Origin of the sequence: Bradyrhizobium sp. CCBAU 25360, assembly GCF_028128695.1 — a bacterium.
GTDB lineage: Bacteria > Pseudomonadota > Alphaproteobacteria > Rhizobiales > Xanthobacteraceae > Bradyrhizobium > Bradyrhizobium ottawaense.
This window is the reverse complement of sequence record NZ_LBJA01000001.1, coordinates 930,588-955,602: the sequence shown is the minus strand read 5'-3', so window position 1 is coordinate 955,602 and position 25,015 is coordinate 930,588. Positions and strand designations below refer to the sequence as shown.

21 protein-coding genes and 1 tRNA gene are annotated in these 25,015 nt (G+C 56.9%); 6 read left to right on the top strand and 16 right to left on the bottom strand.

Annotation, left to right across the window (positions count from 1 at the left end):
• Positions 1-130: 130 nt before the first annotated feature.
• The 11 genes from XH81_RS04095 to XH81_RS04045 all read right to left on the bottom strand — a co-directional run bounded on the left by XH81_RS04095 (position 131) and on the right by XH81_RS04045 (position 10,063).
• Positions 131-412, bottom strand: coding sequence for a hypothetical protein (locus XH81_RS04095; RefSeq protein ID WP_271595871.1), 282 nt, complete (start codon positions 410-412; stop codon positions 131-133).
• A gap of 14 nt (positions 413-426) precedes the next feature.
• Positions 427-1,314 (bottom strand): CHAT domain-containing protein, encoded by an 888-nt coding sequence (locus XH81_RS04090; protein ID WP_271595999.1) that lies wholly within the window; start codon positions 1,312-1,314, stop codon positions 427-429.
• A 43-nt stretch (positions 1,315-1,357) separates the two neighbouring features.
• Positions 1,358-2,122 (bottom strand): hypothetical protein, encoded by a 765-nt coding sequence (locus XH81_RS04085; RefSeq protein ID WP_271595870.1) that lies wholly within the window; start codon positions 2,120-2,122, stop codon positions 1,358-1,360.
• A 185-nt stretch (positions 2,123-2,307) separates the two neighbouring features.
• The gene (locus XH81_RS04080) at positions 2,308-3,672 is read right to left on the bottom strand and encodes a hypothetical protein (protein ID WP_271595869.1); all 1,365 of its coding nucleotides are present in this window, start codon (positions 3,670-3,672) and stop codon (positions 2,308-2,310) included.
• A complete protein-coding gene (locus XH81_RS04075; protein WP_271595868.1) occupies positions 3,669-5,045 on the bottom strand; it encodes a caspase family protein in 1,377 nt (458 codons plus the stop codon). Before XH81_RS04075 ends, XH81_RS04080 begins: the two co-directional genes overlap by 4 nt.
• A gap of 18 nt (positions 5,046-5,063) precedes the next feature.
• On the bottom strand, positions 5,064-6,383 hold the full coding sequence (locus XH81_RS04070; RefSeq protein ID WP_271595867.1) for a hypothetical protein: 1,320 nt from the start codon (positions 6,381-6,383) through the stop codon (positions 5,064-5,066).
• Between the two features lie 1,167 nt (positions 6,384-7,550).
• Positions 7,551-7,626 (bottom strand) — tRNA-Ile (locus XH81_RS04065).
• 281 nt (positions 7,627-7,907) lie between these two features.
• Complete coding sequence (locus XH81_RS38570; RefSeq protein ID WP_333913117.1) at positions 7,908-8,150, bottom strand: helix-turn-helix domain-containing protein; 243 nt, start codon at positions 8,148-8,150, stop codon at positions 7,908-7,910.
• Between the two features lie 488 nt (positions 8,151-8,638).
• Positions 8,639-8,812 (bottom strand): cold-shock protein, encoded by a 174-nt coding sequence (locus XH81_RS04055; protein WP_333913145.1) that lies wholly within the window; start codon positions 8,810-8,812, stop codon positions 8,639-8,641.
• 114 nt (positions 8,813-8,926) lie between these two features.
• Entirely contained in the window at positions 8,927-9,334 is a 408-nt protein-coding gene (locus XH81_RS04050) for a hypothetical protein (protein WP_271595998.1), read from the bottom strand.
• Between the two features lie 336 nt (positions 9,335-9,670).
• On the bottom strand, positions 9,671-10,063 hold the full coding sequence (locus XH81_RS04045; protein WP_271595865.1) for an avidin/streptavidin family protein: 393 nt from the start codon (positions 10,061-10,063) through the stop codon (positions 9,671-9,673).
• Between the two features lie 734 nt (positions 10,064-10,797).
• Here XH81_RS04045 and XH81_RS04040 point away from each other — a divergent pair.
• The 6 genes from XH81_RS04040 (at position 10,798) to asnB (ending at position 20,029) form a co-directional block, all read left to right on the top strand.
• Positions 10,798-11,337, top strand: a complete 540-nt coding sequence (locus tag XH81_RS04040) for a hypothetical protein (RefSeq protein WP_271595864.1) — start codon at positions 10,798-10,800, stop codon at positions 11,335-11,337.
• Positions 11,338-12,761: 1,424 nt separating this feature from the next.
• Positions 12,762-14,309 (top strand): hypothetical protein, encoded by a 1,548-nt coding sequence (locus tag XH81_RS04035; RefSeq protein WP_271595863.1) that lies wholly within the window; start codon positions 12,762-12,764, stop codon positions 14,307-14,309.
• Positions 14,310-14,700: 391 nt separating this feature from the next.
• Positions 14,701-15,858 (top strand): MFS transporter, encoded by a 1,158-nt coding sequence (locus XH81_RS04030; protein WP_271595862.1) that lies wholly within the window; start codon positions 14,701-14,703, stop codon positions 15,856-15,858.
• 603 nt (positions 15,859-16,461) lie between these two features.
• Entirely contained in the window at positions 16,462-17,073 is a 612-nt protein-coding gene (locus XH81_RS04025; protein ID WP_271595861.1) for a CDP-alcohol phosphatidyltransferase family protein, read from the top strand.
• Between the two features lie 34 nt (positions 17,074-17,107).
• On the top strand, positions 17,108-17,893 hold the full coding sequence (locus tag XH81_RS04020; RefSeq protein ID WP_271595860.1) for a formyltransferase family protein: 786 nt from the start codon (positions 17,108-17,110) through the stop codon (positions 17,891-17,893).
• Positions 17,894-18,136: 243 nt separating this feature from the next.
• Positions 18,137-20,029: an asparagine synthase (glutamine-hydrolyzing) gene (gene asnB / locus XH81_RS04015; protein WP_271595859.1), complete on the top strand. Its 1,893-nt coding sequence runs from the start codon at positions 18,137-18,139 to the stop codon at positions 20,027-20,029.
• Between the two features lie 425 nt (positions 20,030-20,454).
• Here the strand turns inward: asnB and XH81_RS04010 are convergent, their stop codons facing one another.
• Genes XH81_RS04010 through XH81_RS03990 form a run of 5 tightly spaced genes read right to left on the bottom strand, consistent with a single transcriptional unit; the run spans position 20,455 to position 25,009 of the window.
• Positions 20,455-21,186, bottom strand: a complete 732-nt coding sequence (locus XH81_RS04010) for a peptidase C39 family protein (protein WP_271595858.1) — start codon at positions 21,184-21,186, stop codon at positions 20,455-20,457.
• A gap of 30 nt (positions 21,187-21,216) precedes the next feature.
• A complete protein-coding gene (locus tag XH81_RS04005; RefSeq protein WP_271595857.1) occupies positions 21,217-22,101 on the bottom strand; it encodes an ABC transporter permease in 885 nt (294 codons plus the stop codon).
• Positions 22,102-23,037, bottom strand: coding sequence for an ABC transporter permease (locus XH81_RS04000; RefSeq protein WP_271595856.1), 936 nt, complete (start codon positions 23,035-23,037; stop codon positions 22,102-22,104).
• 7 nt (positions 23,038-23,044) lie between these two features.
• A complete protein-coding gene (locus XH81_RS03995; RefSeq protein ID WP_271595855.1) occupies positions 23,045-23,947 on the bottom strand; it encodes an ABC transporter ATP-binding protein in 903 nt (300 codons plus the stop codon).
• Complete coding sequence (locus XH81_RS03990) at positions 23,948-25,009, bottom strand: ABC transporter ATP-binding protein (protein ID WP_271595854.1); 1,062 nt, start codon at positions 25,007-25,009, stop codon at positions 23,948-23,950.
• Between the last annotated feature and the right edge of the window lie 6 nt (positions 25,010-25,015).

The window sequence follows — 25,015 nt, the reverse complement described above, 5'->3', positions numbered from 1 at the left end:
TGACGCAAGCGGAGCGGTAGCCATGGTCTCTCCCTTGCGCCCGCGTCCATCGCGCTCCAGGTACCGATCCGTGGCCGTCGCCTGTTCGGGTCAAATAGCAAGTTTCAAATCACAATCGAGCCGCGCACTGCTAGAAGCCGGTTATGAAGAAAGTCGACGCAGTCACTAGATTGGCCACCTGTTCCTCAAGCGCGTTTGTCTGCCGCAATTCAGATTCAAGGCTTCGATAATGGGCGCTCGCCGTCGTCTTGACGTTGTCAGGAACGACGAGCGCGTCGTTGGCCTGTCGCTTTGATTGAAGATAAGCACACTTGTCGGCGCGGGACGATCTCGTTAGCCAGGTCTGTGCCTTTGCGAGCGCTACGAGCGGAAGCTCGCCATCATCAAGCCAGTGATCGTAGAAGCGCAACATTAGAAGCGTCGCGTTCAGATCTGGAACTCGTCGAAATGTTGAGCTGCCGTGTCGGTAGCCATAAGAAGGCCAGGCAGGCCAAAATTGTCGCCGATGATGGCAGGTCCAGCCAGGCCCGATTCACAGCAAGACAAGACAGTCAGTCTGAACGCGCTGCTTCTCCTCAGAAAGTCGGCGACGGAGCATAGGTCGTCGTGTGCGACATAAATTCCGCTCATAAGTGGATCGGACTCATTGTACTTTGCATGGCAGGCGAAGTGCCGAATGGGATGATAGTCGCCCAGGGAGCTCATGACCATGTCACGCTCTGCTTCACTTCCAACCAAGAGGCTGGGCGCCATCCAGATGATCTTATCACTCGTCCGATAAAATCTGCTCGATATGATCTCTACCTCTGCCTTGGCCCAAGGTAGCGGACGTTGTGACGTTGGCAATGGCGCCGCGACTCCCAAAAAATCCAGTGCAGGAAACTTCCCCGCAACTACTCGAGCGCGCGCGAGCAACGCGGCCGATGGACTATATGAGAGCGCGATACGTTCGGTCGCCGCGTAAGACCTGCTGCCCAGGCCGGAACGGGCCGCGTGAAGGGGAAGTCGGGCTAGTTCGCCGTGAGGCACTAGGACCGCGGCGCGACAATCCGCCGCTTCAAGGGCCCTCAAGGTTCGCGCCATGACCGGCCACAGCTGAACGAGTTTTCGTTCCAGGTCTGAAACCCATCGCCCGAGGCCGAAACGCCTTCTTACGGTGATGCGTGAGCGAAGTCCGGCGAATGATGTTACCAATTTCTCGACCTTCGAGGCATTCACGTCACGCATGAAGATGGCTTCAATGCGACGCTGCTCGCGCTCGGCAGAATGGACAATCAAACTTAAGCAGCCATGTTCACAAGTGATCATATACACAATTGGCAAGAACGCGGTGACTTCGATACGCCTTGTCGCAGCTTCAATTCTCCCAAGTAACGTCGAACCAGTCCTCGGATAGGCGGCTTGAGCAATCGCGCAACGTTTCTCTCGCTCGTTTCTCCTCGCCCGCAACGGGATCCACAACGTTGGAGAAATCGTACCTCCGTAGAATTTGGCCCTGTTCTTTGAAGAGATCGAAGGCGCGCGTCAGAAATTCGGGATCTCTTACGAAGCCTTCAACAGGCTTTCGCCCTTCGAGAATTGGAAAGAAGACGTTCATCAGTTGCGCGGCCTTTGCCTTGTCGCGCGTGAATGCTTCTAGTTCAGCGCTTATGGCATTCAATCTTGCTGCGTCCGCTCCCTTCACGGTATTATGGATGACCAACTGCAGATTTATGGCCTTTGGTAAATCGTCGTGCCTAGGTAAGCGGTGTCGTTCTCGAGCCTTTGCAACAAACAAATCTTGAGCCGCCTGAAGATACTTGATCTCGTTGACCTCGACGAAGTCCGTCATGTTGCGTGTCGCAGCAACAACGTCCAAATACCGAGTCGGTCCATTCTCAAGTGCCAGTACCGCGGCTTCAAAATCGGCGGTCTTGGCAAGGGCGTAGGCGAGTAGCCCTTCAATGTTCCTTGCAAGGGGTCGAAGCTCTGCCGGTAGCAGTAGATCGCGTTTCCAGATTTCGCCAATCAGTCTCGCGCAATGCTTCAAATGGCAAGCCGCAAGCGTCCAACGGCGAGCTTTGAACGCGATGTCCGCCATTTTGCGGACCTGGTTCACCTGGTGGATATCAGGAGCAATCATCGGTCATTTGCAGCAATTGTCGGCCATGGAATTCGAACATGCGACGTGTTTCCGTGGCCGAGAACAAGGAACCGGATGTTCGCACTCACCCGGATAAGCTTAATGCGGGCCTGAAAGTTGAATGCATTTGAAAACCGAGGCCGGAGAAGCGCATTCTATTATTCGACGCCCTTTCCGACTTGACCTCACCATTCGGTCGAAAGGTCGAGACCGAGGCGCAGACAAGTCAGTGTCGAATCCAAATTCGCGGCCGCCGCCAAAATACGCGCCTTGCGTACTTGCTGTCCAATCTGCTCGTCGTCGGGCCGGATATCCCGAAAAAAGTTTGCGCTGTCTCTAAGAAGGCGAATGCCCTCGGTGTAAATCGGCACACCGTGCGCTATCGCTTCGGTCAGCGGTCCAAGCGCGTCGTCGTTTTTGCCGGCAGCGATCATTTGCGCACAGTTCAAGATGTGGCAATCGGAGAAATCCGGGAGCGTGGAGCAGAGGCGGGGAATCAAGATATCGGCGTAACTGTGGCGTAGCTTGTAGAGCACATAGCCCGCCAAAATATCGCGATTTGGATCGGCGCTTTGGGGGGCATTCTCAAGCTGCCCAACCAGGGTATCCAAACCTAAACGGGCCTCCTCGAAGGCGCCGTTCCGAACGTATTGAAAGAGCATCGTCGTAACTGGGTCTTCTGGATCAGGCGTGGCGCCTAGCACAGATCCGCTTCGATATCCGACTGTGCGCGTGTTCAGCGAAAGGCGCGCCGGTCCCCGCCGCGCCCCGGGCTTCCAGATCATCAGGGAGCTAAAGCTTTTTGTTGGATTGGTAATCCTTAGGTAGAGTGGGCCACGCGCCTCAGCCGCAGGCGGCGCCCACACCGTGCCATCTTCACCGCACCGTCCGCTCGCGAGCAATGTCAGCTTGATGGTCGGATTGCTAGCGTGTTGATCGTCGCGCCATTCCTTGAATTTTCCGCACTCAAAGGTAAGGACCGGACCTGTCGCGCGTTTCTCAGTTGAAGTGCGCCCGATCGGCGTATCTGTTGTGCCGCGTTCGGCGATGACGACTTCTGTAGTGCTCGTTTTAAGTACCACGCTGACAAGGCTCGATATCGCGTTCGCGGCCAGTTCGCCCAAGCGACTCTTAACGCGCGTGAAGAAACCGCCAGCCCACGCGCTGAACCAAGCCGGTACCGGCTCCCCCGCTCTCACGTTCTCTTTGATTTGCGCGACGATCTGCGCAAACGAGCGCGCGTCCCGCCAGAAATCGGTGGGCGCATCCGTTTCTTCAAGATTGAGAACCGTTTTCGCGATTACCTCGTCGTTTACATCCGCCGTTTCGGGCATCTCGGCCACGCTCGAAATGACGCGACCCGAAGGAAGGATCGTTCTGACTAAGTAGCGGCCAGCCTTCGTGACCTCATACCTTAGAGGGTCGCCCGACAGTTCGAGCACCGCACGGCGCGCCCGTCCCTCCTGGGAAAAGAGCTCGATCGCAAGCGGGGCGCCGACGAGCGAGTCTGGTACATGCGATGCGGCGATCTCGACAAGATAGCGGGTCACGTTTTGGTTCCCCTAGGCTTTCCGGCAAGGATGGCAGCTTGCGTCTTGATCATGGCATCAAAAACGGGCGGCTTTGGCTCAAACGGATTTGCCGAGCAGACATACGTCGCATTGTCGAGGTCGGCATTTGCCGCCCATTTGCCCGGAGCGACAATCGTATACCAGAACCCGCCCAATGGTTTGGCGCGATCAATGCGCGTCCCGTTGCTTGCGTCCGTCATATAGAGCTTCGCGCGCGTCATTACGTCCTTGGGCAAGCACCTGACTTGAACAATGATTTCTTGCGGGCCGATAAGATCGCATAGCACTCCACTTCCTCCGATCACTCCCGGCTTGGTCTCTGCGAAGCTTATGCCGTCGTTCTTTTCGATTTCTGCCCGATAGGACGCGGCAGCCTTAAGAGCCTGCGAGAGCGAGGAGAGGGTGACTTGACTCCCTTCATAGGTTGGATCGCCAGCACGCTTTGTGAGGCAGGCAATCAACTCTTGGGTAAAATAGGGAGCGTCATTGGCGGGGCCGTAGGCCTTGCCGCCAGCGTAAGACCCAAAATAGATTGTCGCATCCCGGTTCGGGATCGCAGGGCCATTATTCGCCCCGCAGAGAGCTTCACCCGGTACTTCCACCGGATTGTTGATTACATAAGCGTTGTATTCTGAGCAGGCATCGACAAAGAAGCATTGCACGCTGGGCTTTCGGCTCTGAAGTCGGTAGAGCGTTTGCGTTGGCGCGATCAGATTAGCGCCCGGAATGTCTTCGGTGGGCAGGCGCGAATCTTGCGCCATGATGATCGCCTCCGACTTAAACAGCCCATGTCCAGCGAAGTACCAGATAGCCGCATTCTCGAGCTTTGTACCGGCACGGGCCAGCCAGCTTTCAAAAGCCGTTTTGATATTCTGGAAAGTGGCCGGTTCGGCCGGGAAAGCATTGATCTGCGCCCTGAGGCCCAGACATTGCCCAGCAGCATCAGAAGGCGCCCATTCGGCTTGGCCGGTAGCCGTCGAGCAAACGAACTCAATCGACCCAAGCGGCCGGTCCTCTTTGATAAACTTGGTCAGGGCCCATTCCGCGAATTTTCGAGCGCCGTTGACCGACGTCGTAACCGCCGGAATATTCGGATCAGCGTCGTATCTGCCGACGCCGACGATCATGATGTGGGTCAGCGGTTGCGCTTCGGCGGCCAAGGCTTTTGTCGCCTCGGCGACAAGGCCGTTATAGCGCCGACGCGCGTCGCGTTCAGCGATTGCTGCCTCAGCGTATTGTTGCACTTGTTCGGGAGGGGTGGACTCGTACCGTGCCGCGGCCTGACTTAATGCGAGCCAAGCCGGAGCGAGCGCCCTACCGTCGGAAAATCCGCGCGCCCAGATTAGCGCCATCGAACCGCTCCGATGGTTTTATTCGTCAGTACCTTTCGCGAACGCGTCGAAAACACGTTCCCGGAGCCTTGCGAAGAAGCGCGGCGTGTCAAAATAGGCAGCGTGAGAGACCAGCGGCAGAGCGTCGGTTTCGAATTTGTAGTCTTTCGCGCCCGTGAATACATCGATCGTTCCAAATCCAAAAATGTCGGTGAGATCGTAAATATTGATCCAGCGAGCGGCAGAGCCCGGCCGGGATGCAGGCCGGTTTTGTTCGAAGGCTGCCGCAAGATCCTTGTCCGCGGCAAGGCGTCCGATTTCGGCGAAGAACGCGACTTGCGAACCCACCGTGACGTAGAGGTCGCAGTGTATGTCCGACGCAAAATGGGTCAGAATATCGTACAGAATGATACCGCCAAAGCTGTGGCCTATGAGATAAAGCTCTTGGTCTCCCGGCCGTCGGGCCTTGTCCGCTTCACGGACGCAGTCGAGCACCCGCGCGATGATCGGGATGCGATTTTGCATATATGTGAATGCGTCTCCCACGAAGCGTCCGGCGAAGGCCGAAGCGTTGGGGCGGACATATCCCGAGAGTTCAAGAAAGCCGGTGCGGGCGACGTCGGTCGCCGCGCCCGTAAGTGCATTTTTGACGCCCGCTGCAGCGTCCTTGACGGTGCCTTTGATCGCGCTGGCGCCATTCTTAAGCCAGGTGAGAACATCATCACCAATCGCCAATGTCTGTGTGTCGGTCGCTTGATCTGCCGTCGGGGCGGTAGGGATGGCTGCGGCGTCCTTCGCCGCCCGATACAGTTCTTGGACGAATGCGGCATCGTTCGGAGCGGTCGCGAGCCAGGGCGGCGCCGGGTTTGCCGCAGCGTACCGTTCTGCAGCTTGCGCAAATCGGGCGGCGTCCGGCAGCGCAGCGGTCAGCGCCTTCGCGAGCATGGGTGGCTTCGGCGCATTCGTCGCCCCGGCGAACAGTAAGTCAACGGCAGCCTGAAGCGACCGAGACTTTGCGACTGCAAGAAGTGGATCAGCAGCAGCCACTGGATCGCGAGCGACCTCAGGGTCGAGTCGGGCCGATGTTGCGGCGGCCAGATCTGCAAACGCGGGTTGAGCGAGGGCCAGCGTTTGAACGCCAGATTTGGGTAGGCTTGCGAGATTGCGTGCGAATTTGATCCCAAGATCACCCCAATAAGGGGTGAACGTGCGAAGCCCGTCAGCGGCAGTCACCCGATCGGCGAACGCCGTCCCGCCGAACTGATGCTTCATCAACTCGATGCGATCGTCAAATACTCTCTGTTCGGCCAGAGTTTCGCCGCGCCGGGTATTTACCCCATGAACGAATACAAGTGGCATCTTTTGCCCTCGCGCTCGAGGATTTTAATCCAGTTCGATCTTAGATCGATGCTGCGGAGTATTTCAACTATTCGCCTCGATACGGGGAGGCCTTGCACGTCCTTATGTCGTCCAGGCTGAAAAGCAACACAGGCACCATCGAAGACTAGTTCGCGGTCCGCGTACGGTGATGAAAGGCTATTGGCGATTTCTCAATTCGATAAAACCATCAATTCCCGCGCCCAACGGGCCGATAAATGAAAGCTCCAGGTCGACCGAGAGCGGGCGCGCTCCCATGATGTGGATGCCCTGCTGACCAATTCTCTGCTTTGAAGATCTTTTTCACGAGATCCCGCCTCGGTGCAGGCTCATCCTTGTAGCCAGCGTGCAACGGGAGCCGGAGTCCAACGGAGAAACTCGCTCTCCATAAGAAGGCGGTCAATGGTGTCAGGACTTCATGTGCAGGATTTCGTCGAGCCGACATGCGGCCCTGTAGATCGAGCTCCGTCGATTGCTGCTCCGGGGATCTCCACCTTGAGCTCGATCGAGGCATTCAAGAAGCAGGCTTCCGGATGACCTCGGCGTCCTTTGTTTTGACGATGACGGGCAAGGACTGGACTGCCCCGCAAAAACGACATCCTGCTCTACGGTCGAGGGCGGCGTTGTCTCGCCCTGAAGCCAATCCCGTGACCGACCAGATCGCCCGCGCGGAGAAGGCTAGGGCCTCATCCTGCAATGCGGACTTCGGAAATGTCCGAAATCAGGCGGGTTTCACGATTTTTGTCGCTCACAGGTTGTGCTTTTAGCCGAGAAACAGGGCGAAAAACGTGACACTCTTTTGTGTCCTTTGACACTCTTATGAGTCCCACGACAAAAGAAGCCGCTCGCGCCGGAGATCCAGCTCCGTATACCGGTAGAGATGGTCCAGCCAACTGTCGTGCAGGTAGTTCGACGGGAACAGCCGGGCGTTGTTTTGGCTGGCGCGAGGCCAGCAATGCGCAGGTGATTGAGGATTTGGCTCAGACCGATCGCGGATCACCTCATCTCAATCGTCGGTCGACAGAGCGACCAAACGATGATTGCCAGGCGCGAACCGTCGCTCGAACGAAAAGTGGACGTATCTGGTGCGGTTTCTGGTGCGGTAGTCGCGCTGAGGGCAGCGAAGCCTAACCAAGATATTGATATTCTTGGTGGGCCCGGCAGGACTCGAACCTGCAACCAGACCGTTATGAGCGGCCGGCTCTTACCATTGAGCTACGGGCCCGCCGCGGGCGGCCGCTGAAAGACGGCCCGAACGGCGTGCGGGCTCCTTTATAGGGTGGTAGGCATTCTGGCAACGCCAAAGAAAGGGCTGATCGAGGCACGCGAACAGGCTGCCTGACCAGGTGAGCTTCTCGTCGTCCTCGGGCACAAGCGCCGACACCGCCTCACCATGCCATGCCAATCCGATATCCCATCCGTCCGGTATCGAACCTGACCAAAACACCGTGGTCGCTGTGCCGGCCTTGATCGCCGCTCGCTAGGCTTGTACGCCCGCGCCACGATCTAGTTTTGCAGGCCAAAACTCGCGAGCTGCTGCCGATCTACAATCATGATCTCGCGTTGAGTATTGCCGATGAAATCGAGCACGCCGGCACTACGCAACTGCGACACTGCGCGTGAAACTGCTTCAATAGTCAGGCCAAAGGTAATCAGCGATGGCGGCAGTCTGATGATTTGCGTGCGATACCTCGCTAACATACGCCTGCGGTAGCCGCGCCGAATCGAGGGCGCTGTTCGCAGCCCCATCGCGCTTGTTTGCAAAATCACAGGCTCTGAAAACGAAAGGATAGGAAGAGACGGGGAACAGGTGTAACTCCGGTCGATGAAAACATTTCGGGCGTAGTCCTCACAGTCGAGGGCGAAATCATTCTGACGATTGGTTTAGTTTGTGCCACCGAGGACGAGGCTAAGGCACGTGCTGAGGACCTGCTCGAGGACGATCCTGTAGAACTCTGGGATGGACCGCACAGAATTGCGCGCTTCGAGCCCGAGTACTAGCCAGCCTCGCACGGGAGCGGCGTCTCTCATCGTCTCTTCGAACAAGATGCAATCGGCGAAACCTGAAAACTCAGCGGAAATATGCGATCTGGTGTTTTCGCCCAAGGAATGGTCTGAAAAGCGGGCGGAACGTGGCAGATGCCTGAGATGGACTTCACGCGGGCCAAGCGCAGCGGATCCAACAAGATTTTCCCGCCGCAGCTGAAGGGCTAAAATCATCCAATGCGGAGACTCTTCTACGGGCACTTTGCCTGAGCTGTTGTTCTGAGCTCGAAGGCGATCCGGGTCCCCTCCGCAAGAGCGGCGTAGCCGGCCTTCTCAACCGCCCTGATTTGCACGAATAAGTCGACTCCACCATGATCAGGCTTGATGATACCGTAGCCATTCGCCGCGTTAAACCCCGCTACCATGCCAGCTGCCACGTCAGTATCTGAAGTTAGATGACCGCGATGTGGCCGTTGTTCGCGCAACCATCCGTCCCTTACCTGGTGGGTGCACGTGACAATCGCAATCCGCTTTGCAGGCTATGGCGACTGGCATTCGCGCCCGGACGGGCGATTGCGGCGGCGATGTCTTCGACTGGCATTGTGGCGTCGCGACGTCAGAGGAGGCGCGGGAAGTTTACTTGCGAGCGGCTTCTCAATCGTGTCGTTGAGCGCTCGCTCCTCAGTGATCGTCAGGGCCGTTCGTTCGAGCGAAGCAAGAAAGGCGCGTCCCCCGTCTGTTATGATCCAGTGCCCGGAATCTCGCTCAACCAATTTCTGCCCGAAAATATTGAGACCTGGTGCCCGCCCGGCCAACCGCTTCATGCGAGCCGTCCACTCCGGGCCGCTGGTGTAGAACACTGTCAGGTAATTCTTCAGGACGGCGAGACTGGCGCGGCCCTCCGGTTGGCCGGCGAGAATTTTGAGTATCGAGAGCTGAAAACTCACATCGGTCAACCAAACGCCGCAACACGAACGCCGTATATATCAGCGGCACCCCTGCTGAGCCCCGCGCTCCGTTTCAAGACAAGAACATGAAGAGTAATGCTAACGCGCGGAACGTCGCACAGTGTGGGCGCAAGCTTAAACTGCCGTTTCGAATGCGGGAAGGGGCCTTTTGATGGTATTCATCGGCTACGCCGGAATATTGGGCTGCCAAGCATCCAAGCTGAGTGACGCTGGACAGCCCAGAGCTCTCCGAAGGCAAGCCTCAACGTCTCACAGCGACCAGCCAAATTCGCGAGAGCGTCAATCGAAGGCCGAGACGTTGCAAGGAGAGTGAGGCTACCATACGCGCGTGAATGTATCCGAGCCCTTCAACTTGCTGGGCTTGCCGTTCTGGTCAACGTAGAACAGCGTCCATGAGGTTGGCATTTTGGAGCCATTAAGCTTGCCAACCCAGCGGGTAAAGGAATTGCACTGGGCAAAAGTGACAACAAAATACAACCCCCTGGGGCTAACGGCTCCGGATGCGGGATAGGGGATGCCTTGGCACGCAAAACCGTGAGCGTGGTTTGTGAAAGTTCCTTGAATTGCCCCGCTGTTGGCGGACAAAACGAACAGTTCTGAACCCCGTTCATTCTTCCAGAATGAAGGAGCAGGAAGACCCTGCGCGGTGGCCTCGCTCGACAGCATGAAGCATTGGGCAAGCAGCAAAAGTCCTAGAAGTCTCTTCATATTCAAACCTCGAAAGAAGTAAGTCGCGTAAGGGTAGCAACATAGATCGTGTAATTTGGTACAACTTGAGGTGACGTTCGCTGCCTTATCTTGCATTCGGCAGTGGAATGCGGCGCATATACCCGAAGTCGCGCCGGATCCCGGCGCCCTACGGCCTGAATGTCCCGAAGAGTGGTCGCGGCGTCCGCGCGGCCGATGCTCGGCTACTTTGATGTGAGGCGAGCGCTCCCGGTCGCCGAAATGGTCGGCGCGGTGCGAGAACCAGAGGACGAGAGCGACATCGGTTCTCGCGATCTTCGCCAATTGCGCATCGATTTGTTGGAAAGCAAGTTTGAAGGCCTCCCGGCGTCTCGCAAGCAACCGGCTGACTTCGACGACGTCGCATCAGTCCTCGCTGGGTGCGTTAAGCCCCCGTATTCATCCGGTCGCCGCTGGATCGGCAAAGCCATAAGAAGGTCTGCGTTTACAATGGAGCACTCCTCGGGGAGAGATCGTGGGAGTCCCGAGGAAAGTCATCCGTCATCTTGGTGTGCCAGTGCTCACCCCCGCCAACTCTTGGAGTTTCAGCGGAAAGGAAGTGGCCGTAACAGCAGCAAGGTAGCGCTGGCTCTCGGAGCACGTCGTGAACTGAGCTTGAGCACTGGCAATATTGCGCAAAGAGGTGCTGTCGCCGACAGTACCGCTTGACCGTTGGCCGGTATGGCGTCAACGAGAAAAGCCAATAGGAACTGGACATGGATGTGATTGATCAAGCGAACGCCTCGGAGTTGCCGCCCGACTTGCATAGGCCTTCAAGGCGCTTTTCTTGGATCCTCGTGCTTTTGGCCGTCTCCATTGGCCTGTGCGCTGGGGGTGCCTATTATTGGACTAGCGACGAGACGCTTTCCGGGACGTCATCGGCGCGTGAAGCTGCTCAGATGACAGGCTTGTCACACGAAGAAAAGGAAGCTCTCTGGGAGATCCGATTGGGACAACAGAAGGCAAGTGACGAAATTGAGAAGGCAAGTGATGGAATTGCAAAGCTCAATCGTAACATGGGTGCGCAGCAAGCCGATTTGAAGCGGATGGCGGACCAGATCGAGGCATTGACGGCCAAGATCGAGTCTTTGCAGAATTCACCCGTCCCTACAACTGTGCCCGAGGCTCCGTCTCCACCAGCAGCCCGTCCTGTATCGAGGCCGGTGAAGAGAATGGTCCAGCCCTCTAAGCCAGAAGGCCCAATCTCGATCGGGGGTGCGCCGCTAATTGCTGATCCCGGCTCCGATCAGCGTTGATACACTCGATGGTTTTGTCGCGGCCGCTTCAGCCTCCCGGCCCGTCGGCCGAGCCTCAGTCGATTTTTCTGCGTCTCTTGAGTTCGAGAGATCAAAAGGTCGAGGGCTGCTTCAACCAGTCCGACGAATGGCGTTGCCGTCGGTACCGGCTGGATCATGTTTTCTTCAACGCGTCTGAAGCACCGACAGCGGACTCTGTGACCCTGCTCAACCGAGCTCAATGCGCGTGTTGGACGCATCTAAGCGACTGCGTGTCTCCACGGCCTCGTTGGAGCATTCCTTGCGGCTCATATCGACCGAGAGCGACCTGCATCAATATGGACTTCTGTCAGGGAGCCCCGCTCTGACCAGGAAATGATCCGCGATCGCGAGAATTCTGCGGGCAAGCGTTCCGGCCGCCGAAGTGGATACCTTTGGCGGAAACGTGATCGCGATTTCCGGAGGCACGCTGGCGCGACCTGTGGCTGTCGTTCTCCCTAATTGATTACGAAACCGTTGCCTATGAGCACTCCAGAGAGAGCGCGCGAAAGTGGGGTCGCATCAGGGCTCCCGGTGTGATCGAAGGGCCGATCAAGGGCGAAGCGTCCTGGCCTATGTCGAATAGGTGTGGATGCCATCCCTCCTGCTCGGCGACACTGCCGTCATCAAGAATCTCGGCAGCCACAAAGGAAAGATAGCGCGGCGCGACATCCGACCGGAAGGCGCAAAGCTGTTCTTCCTGTCGCCCCACAGCCCGAGCTCATTCCAATCGAGCAAATCTCCACCAAGCTCAAGACCCGGCTCCGAAAGGCCGTCGAACCGTAAACGCGGCGTAGACGCGCACGGGTGTCTTGCTGGACTGTTTCACGCCCCCCGGGATGCGCCAACTACCTCGTCAACGCCGGATACGCCTCAACATGACGCACTCACGCTCAAATCATCAGAATGGCAAAAGCGGGTAACGGTAAAAAGAACGATACCATCCTTTGTCGGGTTTGTTGGGTTCGTGACCCTGGTGTTGGAACGGGTTCGCAGAGCCGAACCGACGGAAACGCAATAAACGAGGGCCTGGCGCAATCAGCGAAGTGGCACGAGTTTTGATGCTTTCCTTGCAGTGCGGCAGGAGTTGCCTGCTTGGAATCATGTTTCGCTTACCCTCATGGGGGGCACGAACGAGGCACAGCGGCATGACCGGCCTCCGTCAAATCGCATGCTTCAAATCGCATGCTATTGGATGCCGCGGATGGCAGAGCTCGCGACCTCGACCCTATGGGCGAGCCGACTTCGTGAAGAATATTAAGGTTGGTTCAACCGCTTTTTATGTGCGGCGAGTACTGATCTAGCAGGCTCGAGAGTTTGTGCGCGCTCGGGCTTGTGTTGGTTCCCTGACGTCAGGAATGCAATCCGCATCGGCTCTTCCCTAAAGCCTCACAGGAGGTGCATGCATGAGCTTGGATATTGAATGCGATGTTGCGCATGTCAGCCCCGTCACAGGTCAAGTGTTCCGCGACCTTGGCATTGAGCCGATCATTAACTGCACCGGCGTGCGTACATCCTACGGTGGATGCAATCCAACCCGACCTGTAGTCGCCGCGATGGAAGCGTCGGGTCAGGGCTTTGTCGTTCTGGATGAACTAGCGGAAGCGATCGGACGGAAATTGGCGGCGCTCGCCGGTGCCGAATGGGGGCTCGTGACCGCTGGTAGTGCCGCAGCAGTAAGCCAGGCGGTCGCTGCTTGCGTAGCTGGTAACAATCCAGAAAAGATGCTGAAGCTCCCGTTACGAGGCGAGAAAATGGTGGTCGTCGCTGCTGATCAGCGAATGGCTTACGAACATGCAATTCGAGCAGTCGGTTGTATGGTGCTTCCGATCGGCCGTGCCTCAGACCTGGATCAGCTTCAAATTGAGAAGATCGCAGCAATATGCCTTGTTGCCTCAGATATTCCGAAGTCGGCGTTATCGTTCGAACAAATCGCGCTGCGCTCCAAACAACTGGGAATTCCGCTGATCGTAGACGCGGCCGGACAGGGGCCCAAATTTCCAAACGTTTGGCTTCAAAACGGTGCCGATCTGCTGATTCATTCAGGCGGGAAGTATATCAGCGGACCGCAATCTACCGGTTTCCTACTCGGCTCGGAAAGATTGTGCAGAGCGGCGTATCTAAATGGGCCTCCTGGCCAGTCGTTTGGTCGGTCAATGAAGGTTGGTAAAGACGAGATCATTGGCGCTTACGTCGCGTTGGAGCAATGGGTAAAGGGAGGGGCCGGTCGTGCGATGGAAAGATGGCGCGAGTGTATTTCGATAATGAAGCGGGAATTTTTGAGCGTACCTGGCCTTTATGTCCAAGAGCTGGAACCGGACTCTGCGTTCTGCAATCCACGAATAGCGGTTGCTTGGGACGTTAGGACGTTCTCAGTGAACGCCAACCTGATCACCAAAAAGCTGGCCAGCGCCCGGCCACGCATTGTGTTGCACGACTGTTGGCAAGGCTCCCAACGGATCGTAGTTGATCCGACCAATCTGACCAAAGTTGAAGCCGAGATCGTTGGCCGTTCAATCGTTCATGCCATTGCAGAACCGCCGTTAGAGCCAGCGGCACCACCAGAGGGTGCTTTCGAGGAGCTAGCGGGAGCATGGCAAGTCTTTATCGACTTTCTTCACGGCAGCGCTGTCCATGCGTTCACGCTACTACAGGATCACCAAGATGTTGCGGGCACGCACATTGGCGCCGAGGTTTCGGGTAGCTGCCGAGGCGACATAATTGGATCGAAATTGAAGCTGTTTTCACAATTGCCGGGAGACCCCTTGGCCTTAGACTATGAGTTCGAAGGAACGCTTCGCGATGGCAGCCTGACGGGCATTGTTCACTTGGGTGCATCCGCACCCAAGTACAGCGGCATTACCTTTAGGCGGCAGTTCGGACAAGCGACTTGGCGCGCTGAGCGTACCCGAACAAATCACGCCGATAGTGTAAGATGTACAAGGTGTGGCTAGGCAGCGGCCTTTTTAGGTAGGTCCGAGCAAACTGCGGAGAATCATGGTGGACAGTAAATCAGCCATGTCCATGCTCGCTTAGTCTTGACGGCCTGGCCAAGCTGATTGAGGCGTGGCCCCCTGCAAATCCAAGTGCATGCCGGCCGCTTGATAGGTGCTTAGTGTGGACGGTTACATCAAGACCGGCTGAGGCGTCACGGTTACCCGATCAAACGCTTTGAAAATCAGCTTGCCACATACTTCGTATCATGACCATGGCTGGACTCGGACGAAAGTGGCTGCAAACAGAGTCTTCTTTGCTCAGGTGAGCCGCATTAGGTGAGACACTCGGCATATGCGACAGGAACCGAGAAGATCACGACGCCTCTGGGAGGATGATAGGCTGATCGTTGTGGCACTGGGTGCTGCAGGAATTATCAGCTACGGCACACTTTATTATTGCGTAGGGGCCATCGCAAAAGACGCTTCCCGTGACCTCGCCGTCACAGAGGAGTGGATACTCGCTTGCTTCTCCTTGGCGTTGTTTGCCAGTGCGCTGATGTCGCTGATTGCCGGCCGGCTCATGGACCGATACGGCGCAGGCAAAACCATGAGATTCGCCTCATTCGCTGGAGGTGCTAGTCTGGGAATCGCAGCAATATCTTGGAATGCGGTCGTTTTCGCGATCGCCCTATTCGGCATGCAACTTGCGTCGGCCTTTCTCTTTTACGAGGCCGCATTCGTGTTTTTGGTTCAGCGAGATGCGGTTCATGCCAAAGGGCAAATTGCTCAATTGACATTGATCGTGGCTTTCTCGTCAACGCTGTTTTGGCCGCTGACCTCGCTGTTGCTCGCTTCGATATCCTGGAGGCAGGTCTGTTGGATCTATGGAGGCTGCAATGTTCTTCTCGCCCTCCCTTTAATCCACTTCGCTCTCGTCGGGCCCCCCGTGACACTTGGACATCAGCATAAAGTCCATGGGCCGCAAGCCCGCTCCTTTTCCAAGCTGATCGATCTTGTCTTGGTATCGGTCGGCTTTTCGCTAACGACCTTTGTTTTCTCAGCACTTCTCGGCCAGATGATCCCAATCCTTTCGTCGACCGGTTTAGATATCGAGCGGACAGCGTTGGTTTCGACGCTCTTCGGCCCGTCCCAGGTGGCGATACGGCTATTTGCAGCTTCGTTTACCGAGAGAATATCCCCAATTCAGCTCACCATGCTCTCATGTGTTATGCTCTCGGCTGCCACATTCGTCATTATGTTGGCGTCTCACACGCTCGTCGGAATTCTAATCTTCATTGCCTTCTTTGGGTTTAGCTCTGGTCTAAACAGCATCTGTCGTGGAAGCTTGCCTCTCTCACTCTTCGGGCCGGACGGGTACGGAACACGTGTCGGATTGATCACGACGTTCCGATTGTCTACGGCGTCGTTTGCGCCGTTCTTCTTCAGTTTAATCCAAAGCAACTATGGTATCGTGCTCGCATTGGCATCTCTAGCTCTCTGCGCAATAGGAAGCACGCTTTCATTCGCATTTGTGAGCGCTCGATCAAAACGAGAGCCGAGCCGTTGAAGAAGTGTGTTTCCACCTCAGAGTGAGCGCGACCTAGACTTGACCGGATAGTAAACAATTGTCGCGGCATCTTCGATGGAGAAATCGCCCTAACAAGTTTAGGTCGCCAGGCCAAGGTCGGCGCGATCCGGCAGAGCTGTGCTGTGCAAGATCCGGGAGTCGCAATCAACTGCGCGAGCCGACTGCGACCAACGTGCGCAGACCCAGGCCCGCAAGCCGCACTCGAATGACCACAGCGCAGGCTGAGCAGGGGCACGTTGATTTGGCCATCGCGATTGACGCCACCATAGGTGGGGCGTTCCGCAGCGTGTTGCGGCTTTGCCTAGGACGAGGCAGGGAGTGCTCCGCGCGGTGACGGTGCTTTGGAGCCTTTGAATTTCCGCCTGTATGGGAGAAGGGCCAAGCTAGCCGATGCTCGCAGTCGTCTTGTCTCAACTTCGCGCGGCGGCTGTCCTAGCTCGAGGAACCATTAAGCGCGCCTACTAGGACTGGCAGTTTGCGAACCTGGCGGACCTCGCCCAATTAAGCGTAGTTGCGGTACGCAAGCGGCGGCAGGGGCGTGATTGCGATCGCCTTCGGCAGAAACAACAATATTGAGGTCCGATGATCGCCTTCCTATCTGACCGCGCAAACGCCGTTACTGCCCTGGGGATCCTTTGTTCTGGAGCAGCGATGGGGTTAGTAGTGAGAGGGCACCAGGAGGCAGGAATAGCGCTCGGACTCTGGGCCATTATCGCAGATGATGTGGACGGCGAAATTGCCCGGCGCACCAAGAATCGTACAGCGGCCACCAAAGCCATTGGTAAATCTCTCGATGCGTTCTCGGACCTCATCTTTGGATCAGTCATCCCGGCAACTGTCATCGGATCTTTCATCGATTTGCCAGCATCTGCGGTATTCACAGCCTTCATGATATTGATCGGGGCTCTTCGCCTGGCATATTTCGACTATTTCGGATTGGACGATCGCGGCTATTCGACCGGTCTACCTCTCTCTTACGCTCTGCCAGTGCTCGCGGCGATCTTGCTAATTGACCACACGATCGCGCCGCTTGAGTTGGGCATCGTTCTTCCTGCTGTCTTTGTACCGCTATCGCTGCTCCACATCGCCCCGTTCAAGATCAAAGCCTCAGGCACTCTTGTGCATGTCATCACCATCTGCGTAGCGGTCACCGGGTCCGCCGGACTGCTGATTGCGAGTCGAACGGGCGCATAATCGGTGTGGCCTAGGACCCGGATAAGGCTGAGAAATGTCGAGCTTAATTGATGGCGTGGTATTTGCCGGAACCAGGGGACTTGCGACCCGCTGTCTTCTGTTTGTCATCGAGACCTGCGGCAAGGACCACATCGCGGGCATTCTCGGCGCTTCCCGGTACGAGAAAACATGGTGGCGGCATGAAACCAGTGAGGAGCTTTGGCAAGTCGCAGATCGCTTCGGGATACCGTTCTTCGAGTCGATAGACGATGTTCCTCCTCTCGGAAAATTTCTCGTCAGTGTCATGTGGAACAAGATCTTCCCCGCCCGAATCCTCGCAGGCTTTGATCGAGGAGGCATCAATCTTCATCCAGGCCCGCTCCCTGAATATCGCGGCAGTTTTGCGCGGACGCATGCCATACTCAATGGCGAGAAGAGCTTCGGGGTGACTGTCCACCATCTGTCGGAGCGAGTGGACAGGGGGGATATTATCGGCGAGTTGCAATTCCCCGTCCTGCCTTCAGAGACAGCTCTTTCTTTAGATACCAGAGCCCAACGTTATGGCTACGCGCTGTTCTGCCAGGTGTGGCTGCGTTTGTTGGACGGATCGGCTACCCGCCGCTCCCAAAATTTGTTGATCGCTCAAGATAAGCGCAAGCCTTGCTTCTATCCCATGCGCATGATGACTGCACTCTTGGATTCGTCGGACGTTCCACGCAGCGCCGAAGAACTCGATCGGCTCTACCGCGCGCTATATCTTCCACCACGGATTGAGCCTCCGAAGTGGCTCGTGGAACGAGTCCTGACCAATGAGGTTCGGACGCTCATCCGTCGTGTTTAGCCTCAAAGGGTAAGGTTTGACTTGGCGCGCAGCGCGGCAGGTAATTCGGAATACTTGAGATCGCGCTTTTCGAGGAGGTCAATGAAGGCCAGTTTGTTGCCAGCACACCGCGGCTCCGAAACCTGACCGTGATCTTAGCTCTGGAGGGCGTTTTTTTGGAGCATCCAGCCTATCGAGAGGTGCCGGCGAGCCGGCGACCCGGCCGCCTGGGCGTCGGCTTAGGACGCATGAGGAGGGCTAGCTGTGTGTGGAATTTGCGGATTCATCGGGCGGATTACCGATAAATCAGTGACCGAACGGAACCTCGCGCGTTGCGTTCAGAGGCTCGCCCACCGCGGGCCCGACGCGAGTGGCAGTTGCGTGACGTCCTCGTTTGCCTTCGCGCATCGGAGGCTCTCTATCGTCGATCCGGACGCTCGGTCGAATCAACCGTTCCTCGATGATGAGCTCGGCTTGGCGGTCACTTACAATGGGGAGATCTACAATTACCGAGACCTAAGGCGGGATTTGCTCCGGCTCGGATACCGCTTTCGCACGGAGTCGGATACAGAGGTACTTTGCAAGGCATTTGCTTGTTGGGGGATTGATAGCGTCAAACGTCTGCGGGGAATGTTTGCTTTCGCAATCCACGACCAAAAGACCGGCACAGCGTTCCTCGTCAGAGATCGGCTCGGAATTAAGCCGTTGTACTACGCTTCCGCAGATAATGGAATTGTCTTTGCCTCACAGCCGTCAGCCATTCTGCATTGGCCAAGAGTCCGCTCAAAGCTCGATCCGGTTGGATTATCAAGCTTCCTCTCGTACCGTGCCGTCTTCGGCGAGAGGTCGCTGTTTGCAGATGTTCAAAAGCTGCAACCTGGCACTTGGCTGAAGATCACAGCGCAATCGCACGAGCACACGCGTTGGTGGGATCCTGCGCGCCTCGATGATAGTGGTGATTGCAGTTCTCTCGAAACGTTGATCGGCAGCGCCGTGAAGGAACATCTGGCGGCCAACACCCCAGTCGCCGCGCTGCTTTCCGGAGGGCTCGATTCCAGTGTCTTGGCCTTCGAGCTTTCAAGGCAATCTTCGCAAAAGCCGACATGTTTCACTGGCGTCGTATGCGATGATGAGTACGATGAAAGCCCCTATGCTGTAGAGGTCGCTAAATCCCTCAAGCTCGCCCACGTCTTGGTTCGGCTGCCCGGGGCAACTAGCCTGGATGTCGTTAAGCGCCTTACCGCATTACGTGGTCATCCAGTCGGCATGCATAACGAAGCGGCGATGTATTTGCTCGCGCTGGCGGTCGGCCACTCTCACAAGGTTCTCCTGACCGGCGAGGGTGCCGACGAGATATTCCTTGGATATAGCCGGATCTTCAGATTGTCCTTCGACCTTCGCCGACAGGCAGTGCTAGCCGCTTTGCCTGACGTCATTGGCCGCCCGGCGCGACGTCATATCGGCCTTCCCAAGTTCAAGGCGAGCGAATTCGACCTCTTTCTTGCGCGGTACACTTACTTTCCCCAAGCCGAGAAGCTGCAGCTGGGGACACCGACATGGAGAAAGGAGATTGTTCACGATGCGGATTTGATCGATTGGATGAATAGCGCCTACCATTCAGGCGGCGCCACTCCGGTCGAGCGTATAAGGCAATTCTTTGTACGGCATCATTTGCCGGCGCTGCTGGAAATGGTCGACAACACCACAATGGCAGCCGGGGTGGAGTCTCGAGTGCCCTTCACAGACCATCGTATCATTGCGTTGGCTCTGCGCATGCCGTTCTCCGAACATCTGCGCTGGAAGCATGCCTTCGCCCCGTTTCAGGCGGCCTTCACTTCGATTGAGAAATTTAGCGAGACGCTTGACGTTTCCAAGGCCGCTCTGCGCACTCTTTACAGAGATCGAATACCCGCAAGCGTGATCACGAGAAAGAAGCTCGGGTTTCCGTTGCCGTTAGGTAAGTGGGCGACAGACCAGAGCTCGGCGCCGTTTCGAGATTTAATCTTCAAAGACTGTCCCGCGATCGCGGATTATCTCGATGTTGGCGCTCTCCGACGATGGTATGCACGCCACTCTCAAGCGCCCAACGATAGATTCGGAAAACAACTTTGGTTGATCTGCAATCTAGAAGTCTTCCTTCGTGAACTATCTTCATAGATCTTTGTAGGATTGGATGCGTGGGGCGAAGGCAATCCGGAATTCCGCACTCATCAGCAGTAGGCGTCGAGCAGATCGGTACGGAGCGGGAGGATGCCAGAGGGCGAAATGGAGAATGTATGGACGGCGCGATCGTGCGATCCAGTGCGCATGATGCGTTCTGAGGGCAGCTGGGACTGCTGGTGAACTAGACCTAATGCATTTAGACACGAGTGGAAGGTAGTCGACCATGATTGCGGCCTAACCGTTCGTGCCTCCGGAAAACCCATGTGAGACTAACGCGCTGTAGGAATGCAGGGCCGGCCATCCTGATCGCTGGTTATGCTACTGTCGGACGCGGCGTATACCGGCGCTGCCCGACCGATGGCACCGATTGAATCAGCTGATGGTGGCTATGTTGGGCTTTTACCGGCTACCAAAATACATCAGCGTTCGGGACCAGAAACGCTCGGCGAGTCAGGCCGAAGTTGAGCGCTAGCACGAATCCTGGGCAGCGGAAGCGCAACATTCGCCATTTTTGGAAGTCCAGCAAGAATGACCGCCCTTTCCCGGTCGGGACCGAACTCCGTCATGCTGGCAAAGCTCTCGTGGTCGACGCGCGTGGCAGCATCTGCCTCGGCGGGATCTTTGAGAGGATCATTGAAGAACACGCAATTGGGGTCGGCCCCGGTCACCACCACCCAATGAGTGATGGTTTTACCTTCGAACTCGATGCTGACCATCACGATGGGATACCACCCCACCGCCATCCATTTCGAGAGGTCATCGGGGCTGTAAGTGCCAATATGAACAGGGATGCCGCGCTGGTATGCTTCGGCGAGATCTCGCTCCTGGAGAATCTGCATCACCTCTACCTCGCCACCTTGTGAAGCGCGAGACTGAAGAAAGAGCCCATCATGGCTCACGACTACGAGGGTTGCGAAGCCGCGGCGTTTGAGAGCTAATGCCAGACCAACCGGCCCGCAGCCGCCGTGAATGGTCGTTGCCTCGCGCCAGATCTCGAGCTCAGCTGTTTCATTCGGCTGATATCGCTGGTCCAGCGCGGACATGACCATCATCAGGGAAGATGGTCCACAAGTGAACTTCCTCTTTTGCCGATACAGAGGAACGTTCCTGACCAGTTGATTGGTTGAGCTTTCGAAGTCCGGACGAGACATGACGGCACCTTAGATGGATGTGAAAGAAGCTTAGCGAGGTCTCATCTGGCGCAGCGATTCGCTGATTGTCATGAGTGCGATCGCTGTCGCTGCGATGACGAGGCCCGGCGCGAGCGCGATCCACCATGCGGTCATCAAATAGTCTCTGCCGAATCCCACCATATTACCCAAGCTGGACATCGGCGGTTGTATCCCCAGTCCCAGAAAGCTCAGGGTGCTTTCCAGGAGAACCGTCTCGGTGAGCCCAAGGGTCATGCCGACCACGATGGTAGGTGCACAGGCAGGCAGAATATGCCTTGCGTAGATATGGACCCGCGAAGCATTGTAGGTCCGCGCCGCCGTCACATGGAGCCGGTTGCGGACCGTCAAAGCCAGTCCTCTCGCGATGCGGGCGTGGCGCTCCCAACCGTGCAAGCCCACAAGGCACACAAAGAGTGCCAGGGAATTGCCAAATATTGTTATGACAAGGAGTGCGGTGATCATGAACGGCACAGCAGCCTGCATATCGACAAGCGCCATGACTCCTTCGTCGATCAGTCCGCCAAGCTCGGCAGCGAGAAAGCCCAATGAAACGCCGAGCAGCGTACTGATGAAGGTCCCGCCAGCCGCAACGAGCATGCTGATCTGGATCGAATATATCAAGCGAGCCAGCACGTCCCGGCCGAGCTCGTCGGTGCCTAACAAATGTTCCAGCGCGCCGCCGAAGAGCAGTGGTGGCGAAAGCCGTGCATCCAAGGAGATCTGTGCTGGATGATAGGGGGAGATCACCTGGGCCAGTGCGGCAATCAACAGACATCCGACAATCCATATGGAGGCACCATAGAATCCTATTTTGGGTAGCCTTCGCGGAACGCGCCCGTCTTTCGACGAACGAAAGACGCTCCAAGTCCAATCACGCGCCCAGACGGTACTCATCTATGTCTCCGAGGAGTTCGACCGCGGATCGAGCCAGGTGTAACCGAGATCGACGGCCAGGTTGGTCATGATCATCGCAGTGCCAGCAAGCAGGACAATTGCCTGGACCACTGGAATATCTCTGCTTCCGACGGATGTGACGAAGAGATTTCCGATACCGGGCCATGAGAAGACCGTCTCGACGACCGTCGAACCAGTTACCGCTCCGCCGATGAGGAGGCCAAGTATGGTCAGGATTGGCACCGCCGCATTGGGCAGTACGTGTTGGATCAATATCCGCGAGAACGGAATGCCGCGCACAAACGCAGCCAACACATACTGGCTATCCAGCGATTCACGAACGGCCACGCGCGTGTAGCGAGCAAGCACGGCTGAGCTTGCGGCCCCCATGGTGACTGCCGGCAGAGCCAAGCTGCGCCAGCTTTCAGCCCCGCCGGTGGGCAACCAATTGAGCTGAATTGAGAACACCAGCATCAGGACGATTGCCAGGAAGAAGCTGGGAACGCACAATCCCACGAGGCTCGCGATCGTGCACGCACGGCCTATGAAGCTCGATGGAAACACCGCGGCAGCGATTCCTCCCGCAATGCCCGTGACCGCTGCCAACGTAAGCGCAGAGCAGGTGAGCATCAGCGTCAACGTAAGGTGGCTGAGGACGACGCCGAGTGCATCCTGTCGGTAAACGTAAGAAACGCCTAAGCTGCCTCGGACGACGTTATGGAGATAGGCCAGGTATTGTACCAGGATCGGGCGGTCGAGCCCCAATTCGCCCGAGTATGCGGCGCGCATGTCCGCGGTCGCATCCGGCCCGAGTAAGACGGTTACGGGATCGCCCGCGCAGCGCATAAGAATGAATACGCTTGTTACCATCAGAACAAGCGTGACAAGTGCGCGGGCAATTTTGCTCGCAAATACCTTCTGGGCTTTTCGCCTCATGCAGCTATCACCTCTGCGCCGGCAAGTGCCGACGCCCTATTGGCTGCGAACAAGGCTTTGAAGTTAATGATTCCATTTCCAGGCCGAGTTCAGAATTGGGCACCGCCCTCAGCAGGGACTTCATGTAATCTGTCTTCGGATCGAGCAGTACCTGTTCGCGTGAACCGCTCTCAACGATGGTTCCGCGCTTTAGGACGGTGATCTCTGAACAGAGATAGGCGACGGATCTGATATCATGGCTGATGAATAAGAGGGAAAGACCCCGGCTCTCACGCAGATCCGACAGAAGGTTCAGAATCTGAGCTTGAACGGTCATGTCGAGTGCGGAGACGGGCTCATCACAGATCAGAACCTCGGGATCGAGAATAAGCGCCCGCGCTATATTGACCCGCTGCGCCTGTCCGCCGCTTATCTGATGTGGCAATTTGCCGAGGATCTCACCCGATAGGCCAACGGCGGAAATTGCGGCAGCGAGCCGAGCCTGACAACCGGAAGACTTCATTTTGAAGTTCACAAGCAGGGGCGCGATAATTTGTTTCCCGATCGGGGTGGCTGGGTTTAGTGCGTCGATAGGGTTCTGAAAGACAGGTTGGACACGGAGGCGGAACGCAGCCAATCGAGCCGGCGTTAGCAGCTCGCCATCGAAAAAGATCTGGCCCGCTTGTGGCGCTGTCAGCCCAAGCAGAAGCTTCGCAATTGTGCTTTTGCCACTGCCGGACTCCCCAATCAGCCCATGGGCTTCCCCACGACGGATGCTCATGTTGATCTTGGTCAGCCTGGCGCCGCCAAGGACCTCCGCAGTGGAGCGGCGAGCAGCCGGGTAACAAAAATCGATATTGCGCAGCTCGAGAATGGGCTCGGTGGACGGGCGCGGTGTGCGAACGCGAGGAGGCCCGATTGGCAACGTCATTCATGCCTCCAAGTTGTGGCATGCCACCACTTGTTGTGGAATGCCCTGCAAGGGGGGCCTTGTGTGTCGGCAAATCTCCATCGTTCCGGAGCACCGAGATGCGAAATTGCAGCCGGCCTGGCGCTGAGTAGGTTCAGGGAGGCTGCCTGCAGGGCTGTGCAGACGCCGAAGATGCCCTGAAAGCGGGGGCACGGCGGAGAATAGCGCGCGCGTATAGGGGTGCAGGGGAGTGCGACCGACAAGATCGGTGCCCCCGATTTCGACCAACTGGCCGGCGTAGAGAACGCCGATGCGATCCGACCGCTGCAGGGCAACGCCGAGGTCATGGGTCACAAAGAGGATTGCCATGTCTGAGCGGAGCCGTTCAAGCAAGTCAAGGATCTGCTTTTGCGTGGTTACGTCGAGAGCTGAGGTCGGCTCGTCTGCGATGAGAAGCTTCGGCTTCATCGCGAGGGCCATTGCAATCATCACGCGCTGATTCATTCCGCCAGACATTTCGTGCGGATATTTTCTCATCGTCTCTCTGGGGTCAGCGATCCCCACATCGCAGAGCAGATCTGCAGCTCTTTCGCTCGCCTCTCGCTTGCTCAAGCCGCCAATCATCTGGACGGTCTCGCGAAGCTGGAATCCAATGCTCCGGACGGGGTTAAGATATAGACTTGGCTGTTGGTAGATCATCGCGCGCAGGCGCCTATCGACATCGGTAAGAGGCCTGCCTTCGATGTGAATGTCGCCGAGACATGTCAGCTCGGAACTTGCTACTCCCATGATGGTCGAACACAGGACGCTTTTTCCGCTGCCGCTTTCGCCGACAAGCGCCAAAAACTCACCTTTCCGCACCTCGAACCGAACGTCCTCCAGGAGGCGCGTCTCGGGCCGGTCTGCAAGAACAACAGTCAATCCATCAATGCTCAGGAGCGGCGGGCTCCCAGCCGCAATCGCTGGGCGCCCGGCATTCCCGTGCTCAAAGGTTTGGACATAAGACGCTTCAAGTGCATGCGAAGTGGTTTGGTCCATGATTCCACCTTCCGAGCAGACAATATTCTTCTGCGTGTGGCCCAAGGCGTT